The 22928-nt window shown below is 59.4% G+C and carries 19 protein-coding genes and 2 tRNA genes; 12 read left to right on the top strand and 9 right to left on the bottom strand.

Going from position 1 to position 22928, the window contains the following annotated elements:
- Positions 1-3 precede the first annotated feature (3 nt).
- Together prfA and hemA are read right to left on the bottom strand one after the other, a co-directional pair.
- On the bottom strand, positions 4-1086 hold the full coding sequence (gene prfA, locus AC0KXH_RS04980; RefSeq protein WP_061338292.1) for a peptide chain release factor 1: 1083 nt from the start codon (positions 1084-1086) through the stop codon (positions 4-6).
- Positions 1083-2351: a glutamyl-tRNA reductase gene (hemA, locus tag AC0KXH_RS04975; RefSeq protein ID WP_043218916.1), complete on the bottom strand. Its 1269-nt coding sequence runs from the start codon at positions 2349-2351 to the stop codon at positions 1083-1085. The genes prfA and hemA overlap by 4 nt, the downstream gene beginning before the upstream one ends.
- A 183-nt stretch (positions 2352-2534) precedes the next feature.
- On the opposite strand from hemA, the gene AC0KXH_RS04970 reads away from it, so the two are divergent.
- The 12 genes from AC0KXH_RS04970 to AC0KXH_RS04915 all read left to right on the top strand — a co-directional run bounded on the left by AC0KXH_RS04970 (position 2535) and on the right by AC0KXH_RS04915 (position 12201).
- The gene (locus AC0KXH_RS04970) at positions 2535-4265 is read left to right on the top strand and encodes a tetratricopeptide repeat protein (RefSeq protein WP_043218913.1); all 1731 of its coding nucleotides are present in this window, start codon (positions 2535-2537) and stop codon (positions 4263-4265) included.
- Between the two features lie 3 nt (positions 4266-4268).
- Positions 4269-4889 (top strand): lipoprotein insertase outer membrane protein LolB, encoded by a 621-nt coding sequence (lolB, locus tag AC0KXH_RS04965; RefSeq protein WP_165563877.1) that lies wholly within the window; start codon positions 4269-4271, stop codon positions 4887-4889.
- Positions 4889-5752: a 4-(cytidine 5'-diphospho)-2-C-methyl-D-erythritol kinase gene (gene ispE / locus AC0KXH_RS04960; RefSeq protein WP_488224268.1), complete on the top strand. Its 864-nt coding sequence runs from the start codon at positions 4889-4891 to the stop codon at positions 5750-5752. The genes lolB and ispE overlap by 1 nt, the downstream gene beginning before the upstream one ends.
- A gap of 18 nt (positions 5753-5770) precedes the next feature.
- Positions 5771-5845 (top strand) — tRNA-Gln (locus AC0KXH_RS04955).
- A 49-nt stretch (positions 5846-5894) separates the two neighbouring features.
- Positions 5895-5969, top strand: a tRNA-Gln gene (locus tag AC0KXH_RS04950).
- Between the two features lie 78 nt (positions 5970-6047).
- The gene (locus tag AC0KXH_RS04945; RefSeq protein ID WP_041107585.1) at positions 6048-6989 is read left to right on the top strand and encodes a ribose-phosphate pyrophosphokinase; all 942 of its coding nucleotides are present in this window, start codon (positions 6048-6050) and stop codon (positions 6987-6989) included.
- Positions 6990-7097: 108 nt separating this feature from the next.
- Positions 7098-7712 (top strand): 50S ribosomal protein L25/general stress protein Ctc, encoded by a 615-nt coding sequence (locus AC0KXH_RS04940; protein WP_041107491.1) that lies wholly within the window; start codon positions 7098-7100, stop codon positions 7710-7712.
- Positions 7713-7743: 31 nt separating this feature from the next.
- Positions 7744-8328, top strand: coding sequence for an aminoacyl-tRNA hydrolase (gene pth, locus AC0KXH_RS04935; protein WP_041107494.1), 585 nt, complete (start codon positions 7744-7746; stop codon positions 8326-8328).
- Between the two features lie 24 nt (positions 8329-8352).
- On the top strand, positions 8353-9453 hold the full coding sequence (gene ychF, locus AC0KXH_RS04930) for a redox-regulated ATPase YchF (protein ID WP_237146204.1): 1101 nt from the start codon (positions 8353-8355) through the stop codon (positions 9451-9453).
- A gap of 221 nt (positions 9454-9674) precedes the next feature.
- Positions 9675-10862, top strand: a complete 1188-nt coding sequence (locus tag AC0KXH_RS04925) for a tyrosine-type recombinase/integrase (RefSeq protein ID WP_488224591.1) — start codon at positions 9675-9677, stop codon at positions 10860-10862.
- Positions 10849-11553 carry a hypothetical protein gene (locus AC0KXH_RS04920; RefSeq protein WP_488224267.1) on the top strand — a complete coding sequence of 235 codons (705 nt, stop codon included), beginning with the start codon at positions 10849-10851 and terminating at the stop codon, positions 11551-11553. The genes AC0KXH_RS04925 and AC0KXH_RS04920 overlap by 14 nt, the downstream gene beginning before the upstream one ends.
- A gap of 72 nt (positions 11554-11625) precedes the next feature.
- The gene (locus AC0KXH_RS04915) at positions 11626-12201 is read left to right on the top strand and encodes a hypothetical protein (RefSeq protein WP_488224266.1); all 576 of its coding nucleotides are present in this window, start codon (positions 11626-11628) and stop codon (positions 12199-12201) included.
- Between the two features lie 40 nt (positions 12202-12241).
- Here AC0KXH_RS04915 and AC0KXH_RS04910 read toward each other — a convergent pair whose 3' ends face one another.
- From AC0KXH_RS04910 to mobQ, 7 genes are all read right to left on the bottom strand, one after another.
- Complete coding sequence (locus AC0KXH_RS04910; RefSeq protein ID WP_071534684.1) at positions 12242-12940, bottom strand: hypothetical protein; 699 nt, start codon at positions 12938-12940, stop codon at positions 12242-12244.
- 2 nt (positions 12941-12942) lie between these two features.
- On the bottom strand, positions 12943-14067 hold the full coding sequence (locus AC0KXH_RS04905) for a hypothetical protein (RefSeq protein ID WP_488224265.1): 1125 nt from the start codon (positions 14065-14067) through the stop codon (positions 12943-12945).
- Positions 14067-15059 (bottom strand): PD-(D/E)XK nuclease domain-containing protein, encoded by a 993-nt coding sequence (locus AC0KXH_RS04900; protein ID WP_264977328.1) that lies wholly within the window; start codon positions 15057-15059, stop codon positions 14067-14069. Before AC0KXH_RS04900 ends, AC0KXH_RS04905 begins: the two co-directional genes overlap by 1 nt.
- 75 nt (positions 15060-15134) lie before the next feature.
- Positions 15135-19910, bottom strand: a complete 4776-nt coding sequence (locus AC0KXH_RS04895; RefSeq protein WP_488224264.1) for a DEAD/DEAH box helicase — start codon at positions 19908-19910, stop codon at positions 15135-15137.
- Positions 19907-20512 (bottom strand): recombinase family protein, encoded by a 606-nt coding sequence (locus AC0KXH_RS04890; protein WP_150585264.1) that lies wholly within the window; start codon positions 20510-20512, stop codon positions 19907-19909. The genes AC0KXH_RS04895 and AC0KXH_RS04890 overlap by 4 nt, the downstream gene beginning before the upstream one ends.
- A 205-nt stretch (positions 20513-20717) precedes the next feature.
- A complete protein-coding gene (locus AC0KXH_RS04885) occupies positions 20718-21122 on the bottom strand; it encodes a hypothetical protein (protein ID WP_488224263.1) in 405 nt (134 codons plus the stop codon).
- Between the two features lie 224 nt (positions 21123-21346).
- Entirely contained in the window at positions 21347-22570 is a 1224-nt protein-coding gene (mobQ, locus tag AC0KXH_RS04880) for a MobQ family relaxase (protein WP_488224262.1), read from the bottom strand.
- Positions 22571-22928 lie beyond the last annotated feature (358 nt).

Genomic DNA, 22928 nt, shown 5'->3' with positions numbered 1-22928 from the left:
CGCTCAGTCGCCGATGGAGGCCAACTGGTCGGCCTGGTACTCGAGCAACAGCGGCTCGATCACCTGCTCCACCGCACCGGCGATCACCTCGCTCAGCGAGTAAAGCGTCAGGTTGATGCGGTGGTCGGTCACCCGCCCCTGCGGGAAATTGTAGGTACGAATACGCTCGGAACGGTCACCGGAGCCGACCAGCAGCTTGCGGGTCTCGGAGATTTCCTTGTGCGCCGCCGCATCCTGGCGGTCCTGCAGCTTGGCTGCCAGCCAGGCCATGGCCTTGGCGCGGTTCTTGTGCTGCGACCGCTCTTCCTGGCATTCGACGACGATGCCGGTCGGCAGGTGAGTGATGCGGATTGCCGAGTCGGTCTTGTTGACGTGCTGACCACCGGCGCCCGAGGAGCGATAGGTATCGATGCGCAGCTCGGCCGGGTTGATTTCCACCGCCGCCTGCTCGTCGGGCTCGGGCAAGACCGCCACGGTGCACGCCGAGGTATGGATGCGCCCCTGCGACTCGGTCTCCGGCACACGCTGCACGCGATGCGCACCGGATTCGAACTTCAGCTTGGCGTAGACGTTGTCGCCTTCGACCCGTGAAATGATTTCCTTGTAGCCGCCATGCTCACCCTCGCTTTCGGAGAGTATTTCGACGCGCCAACCCTGCTTTTCCGCATAGCGCGAATACATGCGGAACAGGTCACCCGCGAAGATCGCTGCCTCGTCCCCGCCAGTACCGGCGCGGATCTCGAGGAACACGTTGCGTGAATCGTTAGGGTCCCTGGGCAGCAGCATGCGTTGCAGGCTGGCCTCGAGCACGTCCAGCTGTTCGCGTGCTTCACCGACTTCCTGCTCGGCCATCTCGCGCAGATCCGGATCGCTGTCCTTGAGCAGCGCCTGCGCGCCCTCGAGGTCCGCCTGGACCTTGCGCAGCTGGCGATAGGCACCGATCACCGGTTCGACCTCGGCGTACTCCCGCGAATAGGCGCGAAAGCGCGCCTGATCGCTGATCACCTCGGCATCGCCGAGCAGCGCCGTCAGTTCCTCAAAGCGATCCTGCAGCACGTCGAGTTTGTTGAGCAGAGAAGGTTTCATCGATTGTCCGTGCCGTCGCCAAGTGCGAAAAGCTCCTGGACCACGCCCAGTGCCTCCACGCGACCTTCGGCGGAGAGTTTCTTCAGCTGCACGCTCGGCGCATGCAGCAACTTGTTGGTGAGTCCGCGCGCCAGCTGCGCCAAGGCCTCCTCGGCGCTCGCCCCGTTGGCCAGCAGGCGCTGCGCCTTGCCGAGCTCCTCGTCGCGGATGCGCTCGGCGTTCTGCCGGTAGGCCTTGAGCACGTCCACGGCCGCCAGCTCGCGCAGCCTGAGCATGAAGTCGCTGGTGCCGGCCGCCACCAGCTCCTCGGCGGCCTGAGCCGCGCCCTGGCGACTCTTGAGGTTTTCGGCGACCACTTCGTGGAGATCATCGACGCTATAGAGATAGACGTCGTCGAGCTCGCCGACCTGCGGTTCGATGTCGCGCGGCACGGCGATGTCGACCATGAACATGGGCTTGTGCTTGCGCTGCTTGAGCGCCTGCTCGACCGCGCCCTTGCCCAGGATCGGCAGCTGGCTGGCGGTAGAGCTGATGACGATATCGCTGTTGTGCAATTCCTGCGGGATATCCGCCAGCAGGATCGCCTGTGCGCCGAACTCAGCCGCCAGGGCGCTAGCGCGCTCGAGCGTACGGTTGGCGACGACGATCTTCTTCACGCCCTGCTCGTGCAGATGCCGGGCGACGAGCGTGATGGTTTCGCCGGCGCCGATCAACAGCGCCTGGCTACGTTGCAGATTGCTGAATATCTGCCGCGCCAGGCTCACCGCCGCAAAGGCGACGGAAACCGGGTTCTCGCCAATGGCGGTATCGGTACGCACGGTCTTGGCCGTGCTGAAGGTGGCCTGAAACAGCCTCCCCAGCAGCGGACCGACGCTGCCTGCCTCACGCGCCACGGCATAGGCGGATTTCATCTGACCGAGGATCTGGGGCTCGCCGAGCACCAGCGAATCGAGACCCGAGGCCACGCGCATCATGTGTCGCACGGCCTGTTCATCGACGTGGACATAGGCGCACGCCTTGAGTTCGTCCAGGTTCAGCCGGTGATAATTGGCCAGCCAGGCCAGCACGGAGTCAGCCTCGGCCTGATCCTGATGCAGATAGAGCTCGCTGCGGTTGCAGGTCGACAGAATGGCGGCTTCTCGCGTCGGCGTGACGCGGCAAAGCTGCTGCAGCGCCTCGACCATCTGCTCCGGGGTAAAGGCCACGCGCTCGCGCACGTCCACCGAAGCGGTCTTGTGATTGATACCAAGCGCGAGAAAAGCCATGCGGGGTCGCTGATCAGAAAACGGAGCGCGCAATTCTCCTACTTCGCCCGAGCCAGAACAACCTGTGTCCGGGATTGTCGAACGCTGCGTACTGCGCGCTCGGGCCGCCCCGTGCCGCCCCATGTGCTTGCCCTGTCGCTTGTGTCATCATGCCGCGACCGCATTAAAGCCGCCCCCGCACCTATGAATAGACTCCTCGCCCTCTCTGCCCTGCTGTTTCTCGGCGGCTGCCAGACGCTACTCCACGACGAGCCGCAAAGCGGCCCGCCGGTGCAGGAGCAGTCCGAGCCAGGCCCGGCCCGCTCTTCACAGGCCGCTGCGGGCTCGTTCAGCGAAGACACGCTGTATGCGCTTCTGGTGGCCGAGCTGGCAGGCCAGCGCAACCGCTTCGACATCGCGCTGGGTAACTACGTCCAGCAGGCGCATGCGACACAGGATGCAGGCGTCGCCGAGCGGGCGTTTCGTATAGCCGAATACCTGGGAGCCGATCAGGCGGCGCTGGACACCGCCCTCGTCTGGGCGCGCAACGCACCGGAGAATCTCGACGCGCAGCGGGCCGCCGCCATCCAGCTGGCCCGCGCCGGGCGCTATGAAGAATCCATGGGCTTCATGGAAAAGGTGCTGCAGGGCCAGGGCAGCACTCATTTCGACTTCCTTGCCCTGTCGGCTGCCGAAAGCGACCCGGACACACGGGCCGGGCTGCTACAGAGCTTCGATCGCCTGCTGGCGCGCAACCCTGGCAACGAGCAGCTCGCGTTCGGCAAAGCCGTACTGCTCCAGCAGGACGGTCGCCAGGAGGAGGCGCTGAGCCTGCTTGAACAGCAAACCAGCGAGCAGCAACAGGTCCCGTCGATACTGCTGCGCGCCCGCCTGCTGCAGAGCCTGGACCGCAGCAAGGAGGCCCTGGCCGTGCTCGAGCGGGCGCTCGAACAGTACCCCGAAGACAAGCGTCTGCGCCTGACCTACGCACGGCTGCTGGTCGAGCAGAATCGCCTGGAAGCGGCAATGGGCGAATTCGCCACCCTCGTGCAGCAGAACCCCACCGACGATGACCTGCGCTTCTCCATGGCGCTGGTCTGCATGGAAGCCGAAGCCTGGCGCGAGGCCATCGTCTACCTCGAAGAGCTGGTCGAGCGTGGCAGCCATGTGGATGCCGCACAGTTCAACCTGGGCCGGGCTTACCAGGCACTGGGGCGCACGACCAAGGCACTCGCAGCCTTCGAGCAGGTCGGCCCGGGCAATGAATACCTGCCGGCCAAGCTGCTGCAGGCGCAGCTGCTGTTTGGCGCCAAGCGCGACCGCGAGGCCTCGACCGTTCTCGCCAAGGCCCGGGACGAGCAGCCCGACTATGCGATCCAGCTCTACCTGATCGAAATCGAAGCACTCTCCGAGCATGACCGGGTCGAACAGGCCTGGACGCTTGTCGAGCACGCGCTGGAGGCCTACCCGGACGATCTGAACCTGCTCTATACCCGCGCGATGCTGGCGGAAAAGCGCGGCGACCTGGCCGGGCTCGAACGCGACCTGCGGGCGATCATCGAACGCGAGCCGGATAATGCGATGGCGCTCAATGCGCTGGGTTACACCCTCGCCGATCGCACCGACCGGCATGAGGAAGCGCGGCGCCTGATCGAGCAGGCCTACCAGATCAACCCTGACGACCCCGCCATCCTCGACAGCCTCGGCTGGGTCAACTATCGCCTCGGCAACCTGGACGAAGCCGAGCGCCTGCTGCGTCGTGCCTATGCCGAATTCCAGGACCACGAAGTAGCCGCCCACCTCGGCGAGGTGCTCTGGGCGCGCGGCAAGCACCAGCAAGCCCGCAAGCTCTGGAGCGAAGCTCTGAAAAAGCAGCCCGACAGCCAGATCCTGCGCGACACCATCCAGCGCCTGACCGACTCGGAGAAGCCCTGACCCATGCCCCTGTTTCGCTACCTGCTGCCCGCGCTTCTTAGCCTCCTGCTCGCCGGTTGCGCCGGCATCGGCCCGCGCGAATCCGTCGAGGGCGCCGGCAACACGGCGGACTGGCGTCACCACAAGGCCCAGATCGCCAAGATCGATGGCTGGCAGATCAGCGGCAAGATCGGTATTCGCGCCCCGCAGGACTCAGGCAGCGGCACCCTGTTCTGGCTACAACGCCAGGACTACTTCGATATTCGTCTGTCCGGCCCGCTCGGTCGTGGCGCCACCCGCCTGACCGGACGCCCGGATGCCGTGACCCTGGAGATCGCCGGCCAGGGTCGCTATCAGGCCGACTCGCCCGAAGCACTGGTCGAACGCCAGCTGGGCTGGCAGCTGCCGGTTTCCAACCTGCTTTGGTGGGTTCGCGGCCTGCCCGCACCGGACAGCCGCAGCCGCCTGAGCCTGGACGGCGCGAGCCGCCTGGCGCGCCTGGAGCAGGATGGCTGGCAGGTCAACTACCTCGCCTACCGCAACGAGGACGGCTACGCACTGCCCGAGCGCATCCGCCTCGAGGGCCGCGACCTGCAGGTCACACTGGTCATCAAGGACTGGCAGCCGCGCCAGCTGGGCCGCTGATGGCAACGCCCCTCACCCTGCCGGCGCCGGCAAAGCTGAACCTGATGCTGCACGTCCTCGGCCGGCGCGAGGACGGCTATCACGAACTGCAGACGCTGTTTCAATTCCTCGACCATGGCGACGAACTGACCTTCGCCAGACGCGAAGATGGCCAGATTCGACTGCTCAGTGACCTGCCGGGCGTCGATCACGAGAGCAACCTGATCGTCCGCGCCGCCCGCCTCCTTCAGCAGCTAGGTGATGATGTACCGGGCGCCGACATCACCCTCGTCAAGCGCCTGCCCATGGGCGGCGGTATCGGTGGCGGCAGCTCCGATGCCGCTACCACCCTGCTCGGCCTGAATCGACTCTGGAATCTGGGGCTCGACCTGGATCGCCTCGCGCAACTGGGCCTTTCGCTTGGCGCCGACGTACCGGTCTTCGTACGGGGCCATGCGGCATTCGCCGAAGGGGTCGGCGAGCGCCTGCAGCCCGTTGAGCTGCCGGAGCCGTGGTATCTCGTCGCCGTACCGCAAGTCTCTGTTAGTACAGCAGAAATTTTTTCCGACCCGGAGTTGACACGTAATACCCCGCCAATTACAGTTCGCAGCCTTCTTGCAGGGGGTGGTCATAACGACTGCCAGCCGGTCGTCGAGAAGCGTTACCCCCAGGTGCGTAACGCGTTGAGCCTATTGAACAAATTCGTTCCGGCTCGGATGACTGGCACTGGAGCTTGTGTGTTTGGGAGCTTCCCAAACGAAGGCGAGGCTGATAAAGTCCGCCGCCAACTTCCAGCCACTTTGCCAAGCTTCGTGGCGCGAGGCAGCAACGTTTCGATGCTGCACCGCATGCTCGAGAGATTGGAGCAGGAAGGGGATGCCTAGCATCCGGTTGTACGTTACAGGGGCGTCGCCAAGCGGTAAGGCAGCAGGTTTTGATCCTGCCATGCGTTGGTTCGAATCCAGCCGCCCCTGCCATTAACCCCTTCGGGAAACGTACAGCTGCAGCGCATCCAGTTGACATCACAGGGGCGTCGCCAAGCGGTAAGGCAGCAGGTTTTGATCCTGCCATGCGTTGGTTCGAATCCAGCCGCCCCTGCCATATTCCCGAAGCTGTTCAAGAGCTCGCCTTTTGAACAGCTTTTTATTCATCGGACCCACCCTCAGGCAGGTACTGCGCGTGTCCAAGATGATGGTCTTCACGGGGAACGCCAACCCCGACCTGGCACGGCGCGTCGTGCGTCAGCTGCATATTCCCCTCGGTGATGCCTATGTCGGAAAGTTCTCCGACGGCGAGATCAGCGTAGAGATCAACGAAAACGTTCGCGGCAAGGATGTCTTTCTCATCCAGCCGACCTGCGCGCCGACCAACGATAACCTGATGGAACTGGTGGTCATGGCCGATGCCTTCCGCCGCTCCTCGGCGACTCGCATCACGGCTGTCGTGCCCTACTTCGGTTATGCGCGCCAGGATCGCCGCCCGCGTTCGGCCCGCGTACCGATCAGCGCCAAGGTCGTCGCCGACATGCTCGACGTCGTCGGCGTCAACCGCGTACTGACCGTCGACCTGCACGCCGACCAGATCCAGGGTTTCTTCGACATGCCGGTGGACAACATCTACGGCTCGCCGGTCCTGGTGGACGACATCCAGGCCCAGCGCTTCGAGAATCTGCTGGTGGTCTCGCCCGACATCGGCGGTGTAGTCCGTGCCCGTGCCGTGGCCAAGTCGCTCGGCGTGGATCTGGCAATCATCGACAAGCGTCGACCGAAGGCCAACCAGTCCGAAGTCATGCACATCATCGGTGACGTCGACGGTCGTACCTGCATCCTGGTCGACGACATGGTCGATACCGCCGGCACCCTGTGCCACGCCGCCAAGGCGCTAAAGGAGCACGGGGCGGCAAAGGTCTACGCCTACTGCACCCACCCGATCCTGTCCGGTCGCGCCATCGAGAACATCGAGGGCTCGGTGCTCGACGAACTGGTGGTCACCAACACCATTCCGCTGTCTGCTGCCGCGCAAGCCTGCACCCGCATTCGCCAGCTGGACATCGCGCCAGTGGTGGCCGAAGCGGTCCGCCGCATCAGCAACGCCGAATCGATCAGTGCGATGTTCCGCTGAGGCGGAGCGCGCACCGATGTATGTGCCCCGCATCCGCGGGGCTTTTTGCCCAACAGCCCGCGCGCTGGTCGCAAGCGCCACGGGACCTGTTGTTACTGGAGAACTGAAATGACCGATTTCACCCTGAATGCCCAAGTGCGTTCCGACCTGGGGAAAGGTGCGAGCCGCCGCCTGCGTCGTAACGCCAGCCTGGTTCCCGCCGTGATCTATGGCGGCGACAAGGCCCCGCTGTCCATCAGCATCCTCGCCAAAGAGCTGGCCAAGCTGCTGGAAAACGAAGCGTCGTTCAGCCACGTGCTGAGCCTGAACGTCGACGGCCAGAACGAGTCCGTGCTGATCAAGGCACTGCAGCGTCATCCGGCCAAGAGCTTCGTCCTGCACGCCGACTTCGTTCGCGTCGTTGCCGGCCAGAAGCTGACCGCTACCGTTCCGCTGCACTTCATCAACCAGGAAAGTTCCGTGGGCGTGAAGCAGCAGGGTGGCGAAATCCTGCACAACATCAACGAAGTGGAAGTGTCCTGCCTGCCGCAGGATCTGCCTGAGTTCATCGAAGTCGACATGGCCAACGTCGAAGTCGGCCAGGTCCTGCACATGACCGACCTCAAGCTGCCGAAGGGTGTTGAGCTGGTTTCCCTGGCCCACGGCAGCGACCTGCCGGTTGCCAACGTTCATGCTCCGCGCGTGAACAAGGATGACACCAAAGAAGAAGGCGCTGCCGAGTAATCTCGCGCACGCCTGAGGAAGGGCCCCTGTCGTGACTGCCGTGAAACTGATCGTCGGCCTGGGTAATCCAGGCCCTGAATACGACCAGACCCGGCATAACGCGGGGGCCCTTTTCGTTGAGCGCCTGGCGGCCCGCGAGGGCGTGCACCTGGGTGCCGACAAGAAGTACTTCGGCCTGGTCGGCAAGTTCAGCCACCGCGGCGAAGACATTCGCCTGCTGATTCCCACCACCTACATGAACCGCAGCGGTCAGGCGGTGGCGGCATTGGCTGGCTTCTACCGTATTCCTCCCGAGTCCATCCTGGTCGCCCACGATGAACTCGACATGCCCCCCGGCGTTGCCAAGCTCAAGCTCGGTGGCGGCCATGGCGGGCACAACGGGCTACGCGACATCATCGCCAAGCTCGGCAACCAGAACGGCTTTTACCGCCTGCGCCTGGGCATCGGCCACCCCGGCCACGCCAGCCTGGTCAGCGGTTACGTGCTCGGTCGCGCGCCGCAGGCCGAGCGCGAAAAGCTCGACGCCAGCATCGATTTCGCGCTGGACATCGTGCCGGAAATCCTGGCCGGCGACTGGACGCGCGCCATGCAGCGCCTGCACAGCCAGAAGGCCTGAACCTAACTCCGAGGCAAGATCACCATGGGATTCAACTGCGGCATCGTCGGTCTGCCCAACGTCGGCAAATCCACCCTGTTCAACGCGCTGACCAAGTCCGGCATCGCAGCGGAGAACTTTCCGTTCTGCACCATCGAGCCGAACAGCGGCATCGTGCCGATGCCCGATCCACGCCTCGACGCGCTGGCCGCCATCGTCAAGCCGGAGCGGGTAATCCCGACCACCATGGAGTTCGTCGATATCGCCGGCCTGGTCGCCGGTGCCTCCAAGGGTGAAGGCCTGGGCAACAAGTTCCTCGCCAACATCCGCGAGACCGACGCCATTGCCCACGTGGTGCGCTGCTTCGAAGACGAGAACGTCATCCACGTCGCCAACAGCGTCGATCCCAAGCGCGACATCGAGATCATCGACCTCGAACTGATCATGGCCGACCTCGACAGCTGCGAGAAGCAGCTGCAGCGCGTCGCCCGCACCGCCAAGGGCGGCGACAAGGAAGCAGTGGCGCAGAAGGCGCTGCTGGAAAAGCTGATCCCACACCTGACCGAGGGCAAGCCGGCCCGCTCCCTGCTGAAGAACTTCAGCGACGAAGAGAAGCGCCTGGCCAAGACCTTCCATCTGCTGACCACCAAGCCGGTGATGTATATCGCCAACGTCGCCGAGGACGGCTTCGAGAACAACCCGCACCTGGACGTGGTCAACGCCATCGCCGAGGAAGAAGGCGCCATCGTCGTGCCGGTATGCAACAAGATCGAGGCCGAGATCGCCGAACTGGACGATCTCGAAGAGATGCAGATGTTCCTCGAGACCATGGGCATGGAAGAGCCGGGCCTGAACCGCGTGATCCGTGCCGGTTACGAGCTGCTCAACCTGCAGACCTACTTCACCGCCGGGGTCAAGGAAGTCCGCGCCTGGACCGTCAAGGTCGGCGCCACGGCTCCGCAGGCCGCCGCCGTGATCCACACCGACTTCGAGAAAGGCTTCATCCGCGCCGAAGTCATCGCCTATGACGACTTCATCGCCTACAAGGGCGAAGCCGGCGCCAAGGAAGCGGGCAAATGGCGCCTGGAAGGCAAGGAGTACATCGTCAAGGACGGCGACGTGATGCATTTCCGCTTCAACGTCTGACCCAAGCAAGCCATTTCTCAGGATTTCATATCATTACTTTGAAGCCCTGATACAGCGACAGAGCCCCGGAAAATCCGGGGTTTTTCGTTTCTATAGATTGCATTTCGTTGCCCGGCCTTACCCGCGTAAAGTGACTACGCTGGTGTATATGCGAATTGGACGAGGCAGAGAAAGGTGTATATGATCTCCCCATCGTCCCTCTTCGCCGATCCTGCGACACCGTGCTTACAGATGCCCACTGCCGTGCTGCCAAACCGAAGGAGCAGCTTTACCGCCTAAATGACCTTCGGGGCCTCTACCTCGAAGTGAAGCCCAATGGGGTGAGGGCTTGGCGTTACCGCTTCAAGCTAGCGGGCAAGGGGTCATGGTTCGCACTCGGCGACTACCCCGCCGTCAGCCTTGCCGAAGCCCGTGACAGGTGCGAGGAGGCGCGGAAGCTGGTCAAGCAGGGCATCAATCCCGTTCAGAATCGGCAGCTTGAGCGCCTGAAGCGCGAACAAGATTCCGCCAACACCTTCGAGGCTGTTGCCAAGGAATGGCTGGCCCTGCGGGACTGGGAGGACATCACCAAGAAGCGCCGTCTGGACATGCTGGAGCGGGTGGTCTTCCCTAGCATTGGCAAACTCCCGGTGCGCGACATCACCCCTGCGCACGTTCTCGACATCCTTACCAAGACCGTGAAACGCGGTGCGCCGACCGTCGCCGCCGAAGCCAAGCGCACCATGTCTAGCGTCTTTGAACTGGCTGTTGCGACCTTGCGGGCAGACAACGATCCCGTCTGGCCCGTTCGCAAGGCGCTGCCTGCCAACAAGACGCAGCACAAAACCGCACTGACCACGGCGCAGATCGGCAAGCTGCTTAATGACTTCGACAACCACCGCTGCGGCTATCAGGTCAATTTCTGCATACAGTTGATGTGGTGGACACTGGCACGCCCGAGCGAGGCGGCAGAAGCGGAATGGACTGAATTCGATCTCGATGCCGCGCTTTGGACGATCCCTGCCCGGCGCATGAAAGCCCGCCGCGAGCATGTGGTGCCGTTACCGACGCAGGCGGTGGACATGCTGCGCCGCCTGCACGCCATCAGCGGAGACAGGACACATATCTTCCCCGGCAGAGACGACCGCAACAGGCCGATGTCGGTGCATTCGATCCGGCAGGCACTCAAGGTGCTGTGCTGGAGCGGCACCTACAGCCCGCATGGCACAAGAACCACGGGCAGCACCCGCCTGAATGAAATGGGCTATCGCCCGGACGCTATCGAGGCGCAGCTTGCCCATGCAGAACCCAACTCGGTGCGCCGCACCTACAACCATGCCACCTACCTCGACGAGCGGCGGAGCATGATGCAAGCGTGGGCGGACAAGCTCGAACTCTGGAAGCAGGAGGCGCTCAATGGCAAAGGCTGACCAGCGGCGTCGGCTCCGCTTCGCACTGGTGAAAAGTATCCTGCACTGTGAGTCAGTCAGGAAGCTGCCTCATGACCAAAAAAAGCTGCTTTTCCGGTGGCTGGCAAATGGCTGGAGCATCACCGATACCCCGCCCGATACTTCGCGTATCCGGGCGCTTGAGAAGGCGGCATCCGACGCCCGTCGGCTGAGGGCTGCGCTTGGCCGTCTCGATGCGAAGGACGCCGCCAGCCTGGACTTCAACTACAGCGAGAGCATCCCGCTCTCAACCCGTCTGTACGCCCTGGAGGAACTGGCCAATGATGCCGATGCGCTGGGCCGCGTCATCAAGGGCGAACAGGCGGACATCGTGCGGCTGCGGAAACGGCGGACAGCGAAAAGCATTGCCAACACGCTTTCCATGTTCGGAATCCCGCTCAGCACACGCAATGACTGGGATGTGGATGAGCGCAATGTGACGACCGCCATGCGCTGCGTGATGTTCGCCATGCTGGAAGCCGATGCGAAGAAGCTGCATTGGGGTACAGCCGCCGCCATCGTCAAGCTGGGCCTTCAGATGCTGACAGATCCTGACGAAGAGAAGGTGGTGTTTTCAGAGGGGAAAATACCAGTTATGGCGGGGGATGCTGAGAACTTCCGGCTTTTCCTGCGTGAAATGCCTGAGTTTAACGGCATCAAGTTAGTGGAGTAACAGAAGGACTTCCGCTGATCGGTAAAGTCGCCTTATCATCTTGAAAGTCAGCAGATAAGGCGAGCAGGACTCATGCAGATTCGGGTGCAGACCTACAAGGGCAGAGATGGGCAGATCAAGCAGGGCAAGTCCGTCTCGCTGCTACGCTACGCCTATGACTCCGAGAAACGGCGCTCCAAGCAGGTCATCATCGGCACGGTAGATCGCTGGGCAACGGCACTGCCGCCTGACATGGAAGCCATCCTGACTGACGCCGAGCGTGAAGAGTTCAGGGAATGGATGGCCGAGAGAGACCGGCAGCTTGTTGAGTACAAGCAAAAATACCACTTGCTGCACGCTGCCGAGCACATAGGATGGGCGGCAAAAGCACTGGCTGCCGGGGTGAAGCCAGTCCGGCCCGAACGGATTTGGGATGCCCTTGATGTGCTGGTCAAAGCGCTGGAAAAGGCAAAACACCCAAGGCCAAGTCGATCACGAGGGCGTCCATCGAAGAGCGAAACGCCGACGCCGGATGATCTTGTCGCAAGCCCCTACGATGATCCAATGCTGACTGCCGAGCAGGAAGAAATGCATGAACGGATGGCGGCGCTGCCGGATTTCACCGCTGAAAAAGGCGTATCCAAAGCCAAGCACAAGAGTAAGCGGTGAAGTACATCCGGAGCCATTTTTGTGGCCGTGATACTCCTCCTCACGATTGACTGGCCAATTGCATGGCACCAGTCAGTGCTATCCGCAGCGGAGACAAAAGCTCTTCGGCCAAGGTATCTGAGCTGAATACCGCAGCGCCTGTGCCAGAAAGCACAACTGTTGTTTTTCGATAAGGATTAGAAAGGCGAAGTTGAACCTTCTCTATAGAAAATTTTCGGTCATGGGTAAGTACGTCACATGCCGCACGTACATCTCGGTCGCCCTTGACCAGCACCTTTGCCACAATGCCTTTTTCAATCTCCAGCGCCCCGATTTGCAAAGAATCAATTTCCGCTGAGACACTCCCAGATTCCTGAAATAAGGTAGCCCACTTCAGCACATCAAGTGATACAGGAGTTATCGCAACCTCGAAATCGACCGCCTCTGAAAGACGATTCATTAATGCTTGAACGCTCCTGGGGGGATCAATCAACTCTAAGCCAGGAGCGAATGACGAGGCTCGAAAAATAGTGTGCCGAAACTCCACGCGATCAAACTTTAGCTCATTGCCAAAAGGATCTGTCACGATGTCCGTATATTCAATTTTCTCTACGTAGCGAGCTTCCAAAAAGTCATCTCGAACGCGGTCAACAAAAAACCCGTGCCCAGACTCTTCGTTGAAAGGACGCTTGGCGATGCGTTTAGCAAGGGTTCTAATGGATGAAGGCCACTCAACCTTAAACCAACGAAATCTTTTCATCGTCACTCCTTGGGTTCGTCAAGTGACTCTTCTTCTGCTTCACTCAGAAGATCGGATAAAACCTTTCTTGCTGTATCTTCCAGAATGGAAAAGAGCTTTGTTCTTTCCAAGTCAGACACATGGACAATGGTTTTTCTGTGCGTACCTTTGTGCGCACGAAATGCGCCTTGCACTTGATACTTGAAGCCCGTTCCTGTTTTTCGGTCTTCAAAACCTGCGTCAAATTGGACAATATCGTTAGGCTCGCGCTCATATTCGGATCGCCACGTGATCGAGGTGATGAAAAATCCGCGAGACGTGAGGTCTTTGTACTCTTGCGATTGGACGAGATTTTGGCCGGATAGTGCCATACTGTGAACAACAGCAGCGAACATCTCTTTGGACGCGTCGTCTTCCAAATCCTCTTCTAGATCAAGAACATCCTCATCATCTCTGCATTCAAGTGATGAGACCTTTAGGTTCATCACATTCTTCAGCTTATAGCCAGGAAGCGAGGAAATCAGCCGAGTAAAGAATTTGGAGCGCAGGGCAGGAGTAGTCAGGCCGGTAAGCTCAATTTTGTCTTCTGATATTTTTTCCTTTCGCTTTTGTTCGACAGTCTCCTTGATGGCGGCAAAAACGCGCTTTGCCTTGTCCGTTGCAGGCAGTCTTGCAACCGTCTGGCCATTTTCAACGAAGAATTCAATGCTTGCCTCATGGCGCTCACGCTGTAGTAAGCGCGTTCTGGTGTGGTTGAACTCGTCATAAGTGACATCGACAGAATACCCTGTGCCACCTTTTGATCTATGTGTGACCTGCTCGTTTGTTCCAACCTTTTCAGCATAGGCAGCGGCAGCTTCTTTCATTTCTTCGACTGACAATTGAGTGCCAAGTCGAACAAAAGTGGCTTTTTCGCGGCGATGAGCTGGTTCACGCTTTTGCACGATTCCTGCAATATCATGGAAGTCGTGAGGAAGAAGTGAAAGTCGATCGGCTAGTTCTTCGCGACTATCTTCTGGTGAGTAAAAAATCCCTCGATCTCTCGCCAACTCTCGGAGAACAGATGCCGTAAGCCTCTGTTTCCCAGAGATCAGAAGATCATAAATATCATTGTCGTTTGCGCTAAGGTGGTCGAGAAATTCAGTCATTACCATGTCCCCAAGTCAATGGCGGAGTATGTGCTTTTAACTTTGTTCATCGGCTCATACTTGATCGCATTAACATAAGCAGCAAGATCAGTCTTTGTGGCATTTATGTTGATGCCTTCAATATACTGCTGCTGCGCACGCTGGAATGTCGGCGAGGAAATTGGCGACGCGCCAAGCGTCTTGATCGTGACTGACGTGTTGTCGTCTAAAAGCTCGTATTTCCTGAGTGTATCAATGAGATACATGAACTCGTCCGCTGTCTCGCCTTTCCTTGAGTAGAAGACGACCACCCCGCGCTTGGCACTTCCTTTCGGATCGCGGTGCTCCAAAATGATGATTGGAGAGGTGAGCATTTCAAGAGTAGCAGCCTTGGCCGTTCTGACTTGCAGGTTTGCTCTCCTGACGAGTTGCGGGTGATAGAAAGAACAGAATTCATGCGAGGGAAGTTCTGCCGGCCTCTTCCCACGCATTCGCTGTATTTCGTCTCTTATATTATCCAACCAGAATATTTCTTTTGGCCCCAATACAAACAATTTGGAGCCACGAGGAAGTTGAAGAGACTCAGGGCTGATGCTTATAAGATTTTTCTGAAAATCTGCCTCATACTCACCATCATGATTGTAGACAAACAGCAGGCCACAGATTGAGGCAGTTACATGATCGTGACCATGCAAGTCGCGCCAGCTATCGCTTTTCTCTGCACATGCCACTTGTTTTGCCAAGCTCTCAACTGCCGCTTTTACAGAGGCGGGCCGAATGGTTCCCTTTGCGTAGCTCTTTAGATCGCAATGAACGTAAGTTCTGACTGGCGAATAGGGCTCATCGTAGTAATATACGACATCACAAGGATGCGTCTTTACATCGTGGCGCTCTTGATCCTCGCATGGCCAATCGTGATTGGTCGGCCCGCTTCGCTCCCAAAAAAATTCACTAAATAGTTCAGTGGCTGCAACCTCAGCAAGTTTCGCAGTGTTCTCGTTTTCTGCTGACATTCTTTCTCCTTATTGATCGGTTTGCAGCCTACTGCTCTGGATAGAATCTATATTGATAAAAAGGAAGCCATTGCCCTACTGAATTGCCGGAAGTGCGGAAACAATTGCAACTGTCTCCATGCTCACCCGAATAACACGCTTGACGAGATTGAGGATGTAGGCCGGGTCGTTGTGCTCGCGGCACCAGTCATTGGGGTCATCCTTGATACCGCTGTCCTTGTCGGTCGAGACCTGATAGCGTTCCATGACCCACTCGATGGCGCTCTTGCCGTTGACCACATAGTCGTAGGCTTCCAGCGGGATGCCGCGCAGGGTAATGCGGCTATTGAAGACGATGACGCTCTTGTCCTTGTTTCTGCCGCCCAGCGAGGCAAAGCGCATTTTCTCGACGCGGTAGTAGGCAAGGTCATTGAGATCGCCCTTGGGCTTGGCATCCTCCTGCACCGGCCACGGCTCCACCGTTTCGTAGTTCAGATGCAGGTCGGCAAGTTTGCGCCCCGCTTGGCTGAATGCCTTGAAGTCCGGCGCATAGGGAGTGCGGGGCAGCACCTTCTTGAGATCGGCGGCATACTGCTCGCGGTATTCTGGCGAATGCAGGACGCCATAGACGTAGTAGAAGATGTCTTCCTTGGTGACCGACTCATCGCTGTAGTGCTGGCGGAAGTTGGCCAGTGCCACGTCGGTGATGCCGTCACGCTTGATGTAGCCATTGGCGTCGGGGGTGCCTGCCTCTTGGCCATCAAAACCAAGGCCACCTTGTGGGTTGGTGTCGGTAGCTTTTTCGTACCAGTGCAAAGGAAAGCATTGGCACTTCGCAGGCCCTTGGAGATCGGGTAGAACTTTCGTGATCAACGCAGAAAAAGCGGTTGGTGTCCCGGTGCCGGTCACCATTATTGAAATATTTGAGCGTCCACCAAGAGGATGAAATTTTTCCTTGTAACGGTGATTAAACTGCGGGTCGTAATACAGCCATGTTTTAAAAAATGGCCTATATAGCGCATGGGTGATATTGGCTTGAGAAAACTTCGCTGCCTTGGTGCGGCAAAAATCTGCCATTAGGCTGCTCGTCCACTTAATCTTCTTAGGATTGGTGTCGATCAGCTGGCTAGCTGCTTTTTCCTTATCTTTAGCCGAACTCGCCAACTGAACAGCATCCCCATGCAACGCAAGCTGATCGTTATAGAAGTCGATCATGCGCCCGATGTTGGTTTCGAGACTTGCTCTGCTTGAGTTGTAAACCCAAGCGTCACGGCTGGTTTCGACACCGCGAGAACGGAATGCAAATATTGCATCCGGCTCATCATTGAGCGGAACGAAGGCATTGAAATCTCCGCTGCGCTGATTGATCCAGTCGTGGTACTCGTTAGGCTCCAGGGTTTGCCACGGCACCTGCTGGTAACTGCTAAAGCTGCTGACGATCTCCAGCTTTTGCTCACGGCTGAGATAGTCGCCAATGTCGTGGTAATGGATCGCGGCCTTGCCCTGATGGTTTTTGCGTTTGATGAGCAGGGTAATGGCGGCCGGTGTGCGAGAGCCAGAGTCGAATATTTTTCCTCCCTCTTTCCGGGATAGTTCTCCAATGGTAGTTCTCTGGTTCCCACGCAAGTTGAACACATACACGTCCGCGAACTCGTTCTGCAAGGTCTTGCGGAAGCCATCCATCGTGTTGCCGTCGATCCAGCCACCGTTGGTCACAAAGCAGACGATGCCCTCATCCTTGATACGGTCGGATGCCCAGCGAAAAGCCCGGATGTAGGAGTCGTACAGACTGTTCTTGTTGGTCGCGGTAGAGTACGCCGCATAGGTCGAGGCAATGCGGCCATCCAGCCTGGTGTATTTCAGGTTCTGGTTATTGTCGTTGGCATTATCCTGACCAACCGAATACGGCGGGTTCCCAACGATCACCCTTATATCCCGCGCTTTCTGCTGATCGGCACGCTTGTGGTTTTCTGGCAAGCCTTCATCCAGATCGCCGGTCTGCGGCTCGTTCATCTGGAAGGTGTCGGTGAGCACGATGCCGGGGAACGGCTCGTATTCCAGCCCGGTGACGCGATGGAAGGCTTCCTCGATGTTGATGGCCGCGATGTAGTAGGCCAGCAGCACGATCTCGTTGGCGTGCATCTCGTGGCGGTACTTGTAGGGCAGCTTGTCAGGCGGAATCAGCCCCGTTTCGATCAGCCGCACGGGGAACGTGCCTGTGCCGGTGAAGGGGTCAAGGATGTGGACGTTCTGGTCAGCCAGCCGGGTGCCGAAGTGTGCCTGGAGGGCGGCATCGGCACTGTGCAGGATGAAGTCCACGATCTCGACCGGGGTGTAGACAATGCCCAGCCGTTCGACCATGCGCGGGAAAGCGGTCTTGAAGAACTTGTCGTACAGCTCGATGATGATCTTTTGCCGCCCTTTCGGGTCGGTGATGCCGGATGCCCGTTCGCGCACGCTGGCATAGAAGCCCTCCAGCGTCTCGTGCTCCTTGTCCAGCGCCTGCGCTTCGAGGATGTCCATGATTTTCTGCATGGACTGCGACACGGGGTTCTTGCTGGTAAAGGCGTAGCCCTCGAACAGCGCGTCGAACACCGGCTTGGTGATGATGTGCTGGGCCAGCATCTCGATAGCGTCGTTCTGGCTGACGCTGGGGTTGAGGTTCTTCCTGACACCTTTGAGGAACTCGTCAAACGCTTTCTTGCCCTTGGAATACGGTTTTTCCAGCAAGGCGCGGATGCGCATCTGGTGACGGTCGGCAATCTCGGCGATGTCTTTCGCCCAGTCTTCCCAGTAGCGGCGATTGCCACACTTGGTGACGATCTTGGCAAACATGGCGTCCTGCCACTTGCCGAGTTCCTCTGGATCGAAGGCAAAGCCAAGCTGCTCTCCGCCGAAGGCATCGGCTTTCTCGTTGCCGCCGCCCACGCCGATGACGTTCACTACGCCATTGCCTTTGCCTGTCAGGTCGATGGTGGCGAACTGCTTGTCCAGCCGGTCATCGTGGGCACGCAAAGCGTTGAGCACTTGCCAGACCACGCGGTATTTCTTGTTGTCATCAAGTGCCGTTTCGGGCGAGGTGTCCTTGCGAATACCGATGGGCAAAATCACATAACCGTACTTCTTGCGACCAGCCGGGTCTTTGCGCATCACGCGACCGACCGACTGCACCACGTCCACCACGGAATCGCGGGGGTTCAGGAAAATGGCAGCGTCCAGCGCCGGGACATCCACGCCTTCGGAGAGGCAGCGGGCATTGGTCAGGATGCGGCATACCGGCTCTTCCTTGCCGATGTTGTCCTTGAGCCAGGAGAGCTTCTGGTTGCGCTCGACCACGTTCATGGTGCCATCGACGTGTTTGGCCTCCAGTGCGGGGAGATAGTCGATCTGGTCGCCGAGGTCGTCGGAGATGCGTTCGAATTCGGCGGTCAGCAGTTTGGAGTGCTTGATCGACTGCGCGAAGGCGATGGCAGTGCGCATCGGTTGAGGATCGACACTGACATCCATGCCATCCTCGGCGGCGACGTGTTTCCCCAGGCCGTTCCAGCAGCCGACGATTTTCACCGCGTCATCCAGCTTGAGTTCATCGCCGCTGTCGGCGATGCGCTTGTTGAGCACCCTGCTGACGTGCAACTCATCAACAGCGATCACCAGCACCTTGTAGTCGGACAACAGATCGCGCCGGACAGCCTCATCAAAGCGAAGCTGATGGAACACCGGGCCGAAGGTGGCCACATCGTCCATCGAGAACACTTGCACATCGTTTTCTTCGGCCTTGCTCTTGCTGGCTTCGGCGTAGATGCGCGGCGTGGCGGTCATGTAAAGCCGCTTGCCTGCCTTGATGTAGGCGTTGTCATGGACGCGCACGAATGCGGAATGGTCTTCGCCGGGAGCAGTATAGCCCGCAGTGCGGTGAGCCTCATCGCACACCACCAGGTCGAACGCCATGCCGGTTTTCTGCTGCGCCTGATGTACCACTTCGATGGACTGATAGGTCGAGAAGATCACTGTGATGGCGCTCTCGTCCTGCGTTGCGGTGAGGGAGGCCGCCAGCTTGTTTGCATTCGTCGTGGCCGGATAAGCCAGTTCGTAGATGCGCATGTCCTCTTCATTGCGGCTGGCCTTGCTATCCGAGCACACAGCAAAGCAGCGCAACGGCACACTGGCATCGGCTGTCCACGCCCGCAACGTCTGCGACAGCAGCGCGATGGATGGCACTAGGAACAGGATGTTCTGGCCCGGCTTAACCATCTGCTCGGCGATGATGAGCGAGGTGTAGGTTTTGCCTGTGCCGCAGGCCATGATGAGCTTGCCACGGTCGTGGGCCTGAAAGCCTTTGGTAACATCAATCAAGGCTTCGCTCTGATGCGGGCGAGGGTCTTTCTTGGGCAGTTTGCGCAGTTGATCGGGCTTGTCCAGCGAGAACTGTGACCAGTCAATCGGGGAGGCTTCCAAGTCCTCCAAGGTCATCAGTTCGACCGGAATGGTCTGGCCTTCCAGGGCATCCGCCGCGTGCTTGGAGAGCGGCGCAGTTGCCACGATAAGTCGCTGGGTAAAGCCACCCTTACCGGAGAGGGTGAAGAAGTTACCCAGATCGCCCATTGGAATCGGGGAGTCGTAGAACTTGCACTGGATCGCGCAATAACCATCCTCATCGCGCAGCTTCGCCACCAAGTCGATACCGGTGTCCGGCAACTTGTAGCCAAGGGCTTCCCGCTGCGGCCAGTCCTTCCAGAGCCAGACATCTTCAAACAATGCAAGGTACTGCGGGTCGAGCTTGAGGTAGGCACGCATCAGCCGCTCGAAGCGATCGCCTAGGTCACGGTTGAAAGCGGATTCGTTCCTGTATTGCTGGAGAATGTCACGGATCATGGTTTTTTCTTCACTGGCTGGGCCTCGACCACTCCCGGCTCCCGGCGTGGTGCGACCTTGTAGATAGTCGTTCTGGATACGTTGTAGCGTTCAGCGATCTGGCTGACCGGAATGGTCGGATCAGACATAAGTCGCTTGATCTCTTTGACCTGCTGAGGTGTCAGCTTTGGCCTGCGGCCACCCGACCGGCCACGGGCACGAGCAGCCACAAGCCCTGCTCGGGTGCGTTCTCGGATCAGGTTGCGCTCGAACTCGGCGAGTGCGGCGAAAACATGGAAAACCAGCTTGCCCGCTGCGCTACTTGTTTCGATTTTTTCGGTGAGGCTTTCAAAACCGACGCCCTTCTTCTCTAGCTCACCGATGATGCGCACAAGGTCGGGCAGGCTGCGCCCCAGCCTGTCAAGACGCCAAACCACGAGGGTGTCGCCCTCGCGCAGGGCTTTCAGGCATGCGGCCAGTTCTTTGCGCTCGGCATCTTTGCCGCTGGCGGTGTCGGAGTACAGGCAGCCGTCGGCAATGCCAGCCCGATGCAGCGCGTCATGCTGCAAGTCAAGGTTCTGGTCATCTGTCGAAACTCGGGCGTACCCGATGCGTTGCCCCATGCCGTTCGCTTCCGTCGCACATGAATCTGTCCAGCAAACGCATGTTTGGCGGACTTTGAAAAATTGACGGAAATTTTAACAACCTAATGGCATTTTGGACAGACGAACGAGTGCTGGCCACGGGCGTTCAGAAAACCACTGTTTTCTGAACAGTCGGCAGGGCTACGATGAAACACAAACAAATGCCCGCAGACGGGCGACGGGATCACGCCTTGCCCTCGGAGTCGCCCAGCTTCCCCGCCCAGCCTGCCGCCGCTATCTCGTTCATGTCCTCGATGGACAGCGGTGTTTTTGTAACCCAGATCGGCAGCTCCAGCGGCAGGCTGACTTCGCTACGGTCTCGGGCCTGCAACTGCGCCCGCGCCCACTGCCCGTCTTGTTCCATCTCTGCCCGCAAAGGCAGGGTATGCACATCCTCGAACTGCTCCCGATCGAATGGCACCCCAGCCACGGTCAGCCGCTCAGGCATGGGCCGTTCCTGGCCGTGTTCGCAGACGAGCACATCATCACCGCGCCGGATGATGTAGCACCCGGTCGGATCAGCGCTCATCCGCTCCGTCGACGCCTCTACAAAGTCAGCCCGGTTCTCGTCAAACGCCCAGACTCTCATGCGCAACCCTCCCTGATCGGCAAAGGGTGGTGGCGGGAATGTGGCTGCATTGTGGTGAAGTGCCACGCTATTACCACCATGCGCACACGCAGCCGCCACAGTGTTGCCACTGTATTGCCAACATCCCGCCACCATCTTTCCACCATGTCACCACCTTGTTGCCGTCATCATTGACACCATGCCACCACAGTCTTTCCACACTGTTGCCACCATCCCCGACCGCATCATGGGGCCGGAGCGGCATTGGGGGAGTCCTCTTGTGGCGGTTTGGGATCGGTATCTCTCGCCGCCTCTTCCTGCATAGCCCGGCTCTCCTGTTCGGCCATGCCTTTTGCGCAGGCTTGAGCGAACATTTCCGGCGTCATGCCTTGCTCCGCAGCGGTATCCATGTACGCGGCGAAGCGAGACTTGAGTCCGGCCAACGGAGCCGCTAGCCCAGTCAAGCTAAGGCCGTGCTCAAACTGGGCGGCATCCATGAAGGTGCGTTCAAACACTGCCCAGCGGGGGTCATCATCGCTGCGCTCCGGCTGAGTAGCGTCAGCCACCTGCGCGGCCCGCAGTTCCGCCAGACGGCGTTCCAGAACCGCAATCGACTCCTCAATGCGCTTGCTCTCGTACCCCAGCCTGCGCTCCGCATTCTGGGCAAGGATGATCCGGTTCAGGTTGCCCCAGTAGGTATCGATCCCCTGGCGCTCCAACGCGGTAGCCGCAGCGCCAAGGTGTACGCCGGGCAGGCGGTCTAATTCCTCAGCGGTGGCTAGATCGCCTCGCTCCAGTGCATCTTCGCGCTGCACTGACAGCGTGCGGTGATCCCACCGCTCCTCCAATCCCGCCCGTTCCAGATGCTTGTTGCCGATCAGCGCCCATTGCTCGCGCCAGTAACGGAGCGTCTTCGGCCCCAATTTCCGGTCAGTGAAGTCTCTGCCTTTGACCTTGGAAAAACCGTCTGGTGTCAGTGCGCGTGGCGGCATGAGCAGATGCGCGTGGCTGCCGACAAGAGCCTTCGAGGAGCCATCCCAAGTCTTCGGATCGTCGCCGTGGATTGCCCAGTCAACCGGCAAGCCGTGCCGGTCAGCCACGCTTTGAGCAAGGTCGCGCACCATGTCGATTTCCTGCTCCTTCGTGAGTCCATGCGGCAGTGCCACGATGAACTCATGTGCCAATCTCGCATCTTTCCGAGCCTCGGCGGCTTCGACTGCATTCCATAGTGCCTCTCGGTGACTCGCCCAGGACGGCGCACCGGGTGGTACAACGATTTCCGTATGGCCGATCCGGCGCTTGCGCGTGTAGTCGTGAACCTCACCCGTGCGGTAGTCCGTGACGATGCCGCCACTGCGGTAGGCAGCGGCGGCTGTGGACGAAAAGCCGTGGCCTTGTTTGGCGGCATCCCGCTGCTTGCCCTTCTTGCCGCCGTCGCGGGATATGTAGTTCAGCTCCAGCCGATACATGCCGCCACCTCCATTGAAAAGCTGTTGGCACCGTCTCCCCCATTGAAAGCAGCTTGAAGGGGGTCAAGGGGCACAGCCCCTTGCGCAGGCGTCGCGCAGCGATGCGTAACTGCGCTGTTGCGGCAGGCGCAACAGATGAAAACCGCCACCATCTTGGCCCCATGCGAGGCGCACGAGACACACAAAAATGATACCGCTAAGGCGCGTTTCTGTCCTCAGAAAATAGTATTTATTGGCAGCGAGCCTGCAAGTTGAAATCTCGATGGCGGCACGTCCGCAGTTGCTCGCAAGCGACGAGCATCAAAAATAATTTGTAGTCTTTAATGGACTACAGTCCTTGCATAGCATGGGCAAAAGG

This window comes from Stutzerimonas sp. CXK-1 (assembly GCF_057738225.1).
Note: the sequence above shows the minus strand (reverse complement) of the source record. Positions and strands in the feature narration are given on the sequence as shown.

Excerpts from the sequence above, each read along its gene's own strand:
- prfA (WP_061338292.1), bottom strand. The coding sequence starts at position 1,086 with ATGAAACCTTCTCTGCTCAACAAACTCGACGTGCTGCAGGATCGCTTT.
- hemA (WP_043218916.1), bottom strand. The coding sequence starts at position 2,351 with ATGGCTTTTCTCGCGCTTGGTATCAATCACAAGACCGCTTCGGTGGAC.
- AC0KXH_RS04970 (WP_043218913.1), top strand. The coding sequence starts at position 2,535 with ATGAATAGACTCCTCGCCCTCTCTGCCCTGCTGTTTCTCGGCGGCTGC.
- lolB (WP_165563877.1), top strand. The coding sequence starts at position 4,269 with ATGCCCCTGTTTCGCTACCTGCTGCCCGCGCTTCTTAGCCTCCTGCTC.
- ispE (WP_488224268.1), top strand. The coding sequence starts at position 4,889 with ATGGCAACGCCCCTCACCCTGCCGGCGCCGGCAAAGCTGAACCTGATG.
- AC0KXH_RS04940 (WP_041107491.1), top strand. The coding sequence starts at position 7,098 with ATGACCGATTTCACCCTGAATGCCCAAGTGCGTTCCGACCTGGGGAAA.
- ychF (WP_237146204.1), top strand. The coding sequence starts at position 8,353 with ATGGGATTCAACTGCGGCATCGTCGGTCTGCCCAACGTCGGCAAATCC.
- AC0KXH_RS04920 (WP_488224267.1), top strand. The coding sequence starts at position 10,849 with ATGGCAAAGGCTGACCAGCGGCGTCGGCTCCGCTTCGCACTGGTGAAA.
- AC0KXH_RS04915 (WP_488224266.1), top strand. The coding sequence starts at position 11,626 with ATGCAGATTCGGGTGCAGACCTACAAGGGCAGAGATGGGCAGATCAAG.
- AC0KXH_RS04910 (WP_071534684.1), bottom strand. The coding sequence starts at position 12,940 with ATGAAAAGATTTCGTTGGTTTAAGGTTGAGTGGCCTTCATCCATTAGA.
- AC0KXH_RS04905 (WP_488224265.1), bottom strand. The coding sequence starts at position 14,067 with ATGACTGAATTTCTCGACCACCTTAGCGCAAACGACAATGATATTTAT.
- AC0KXH_RS04900 (WP_264977328.1), bottom strand. The coding sequence starts at position 15,059 with ATGTCAGCAGAAAACGAGAACACTGCGAAACTTGCTGAGGTTGCAGCC.
- AC0KXH_RS04895 (WP_488224264.1), bottom strand. The coding sequence starts at position 19,910 with ATGATCCGTGACATTCTCCAGCAATACAGGAACGAATCCGCTTTCAAC.
- AC0KXH_RS04890 (WP_150585264.1), bottom strand. The coding sequence starts at position 20,512 with ATGGGGCAACGCATCGGGTACGCCCGAGTTTCGACAGATGACCAGAAC.
- AC0KXH_RS04885 (WP_488224263.1), bottom strand. The coding sequence starts at position 21,122 with ATGAGAGTCTGGGCGTTTGACGAGAACCGGGCTGACTTTGTAGAGGCG.
- mobQ (WP_488224262.1), bottom strand. The coding sequence starts at position 22,570 with ATGTATCGGCTGGAGCTGAACTACATATCCCGCGACGGCGGCAAGAAG.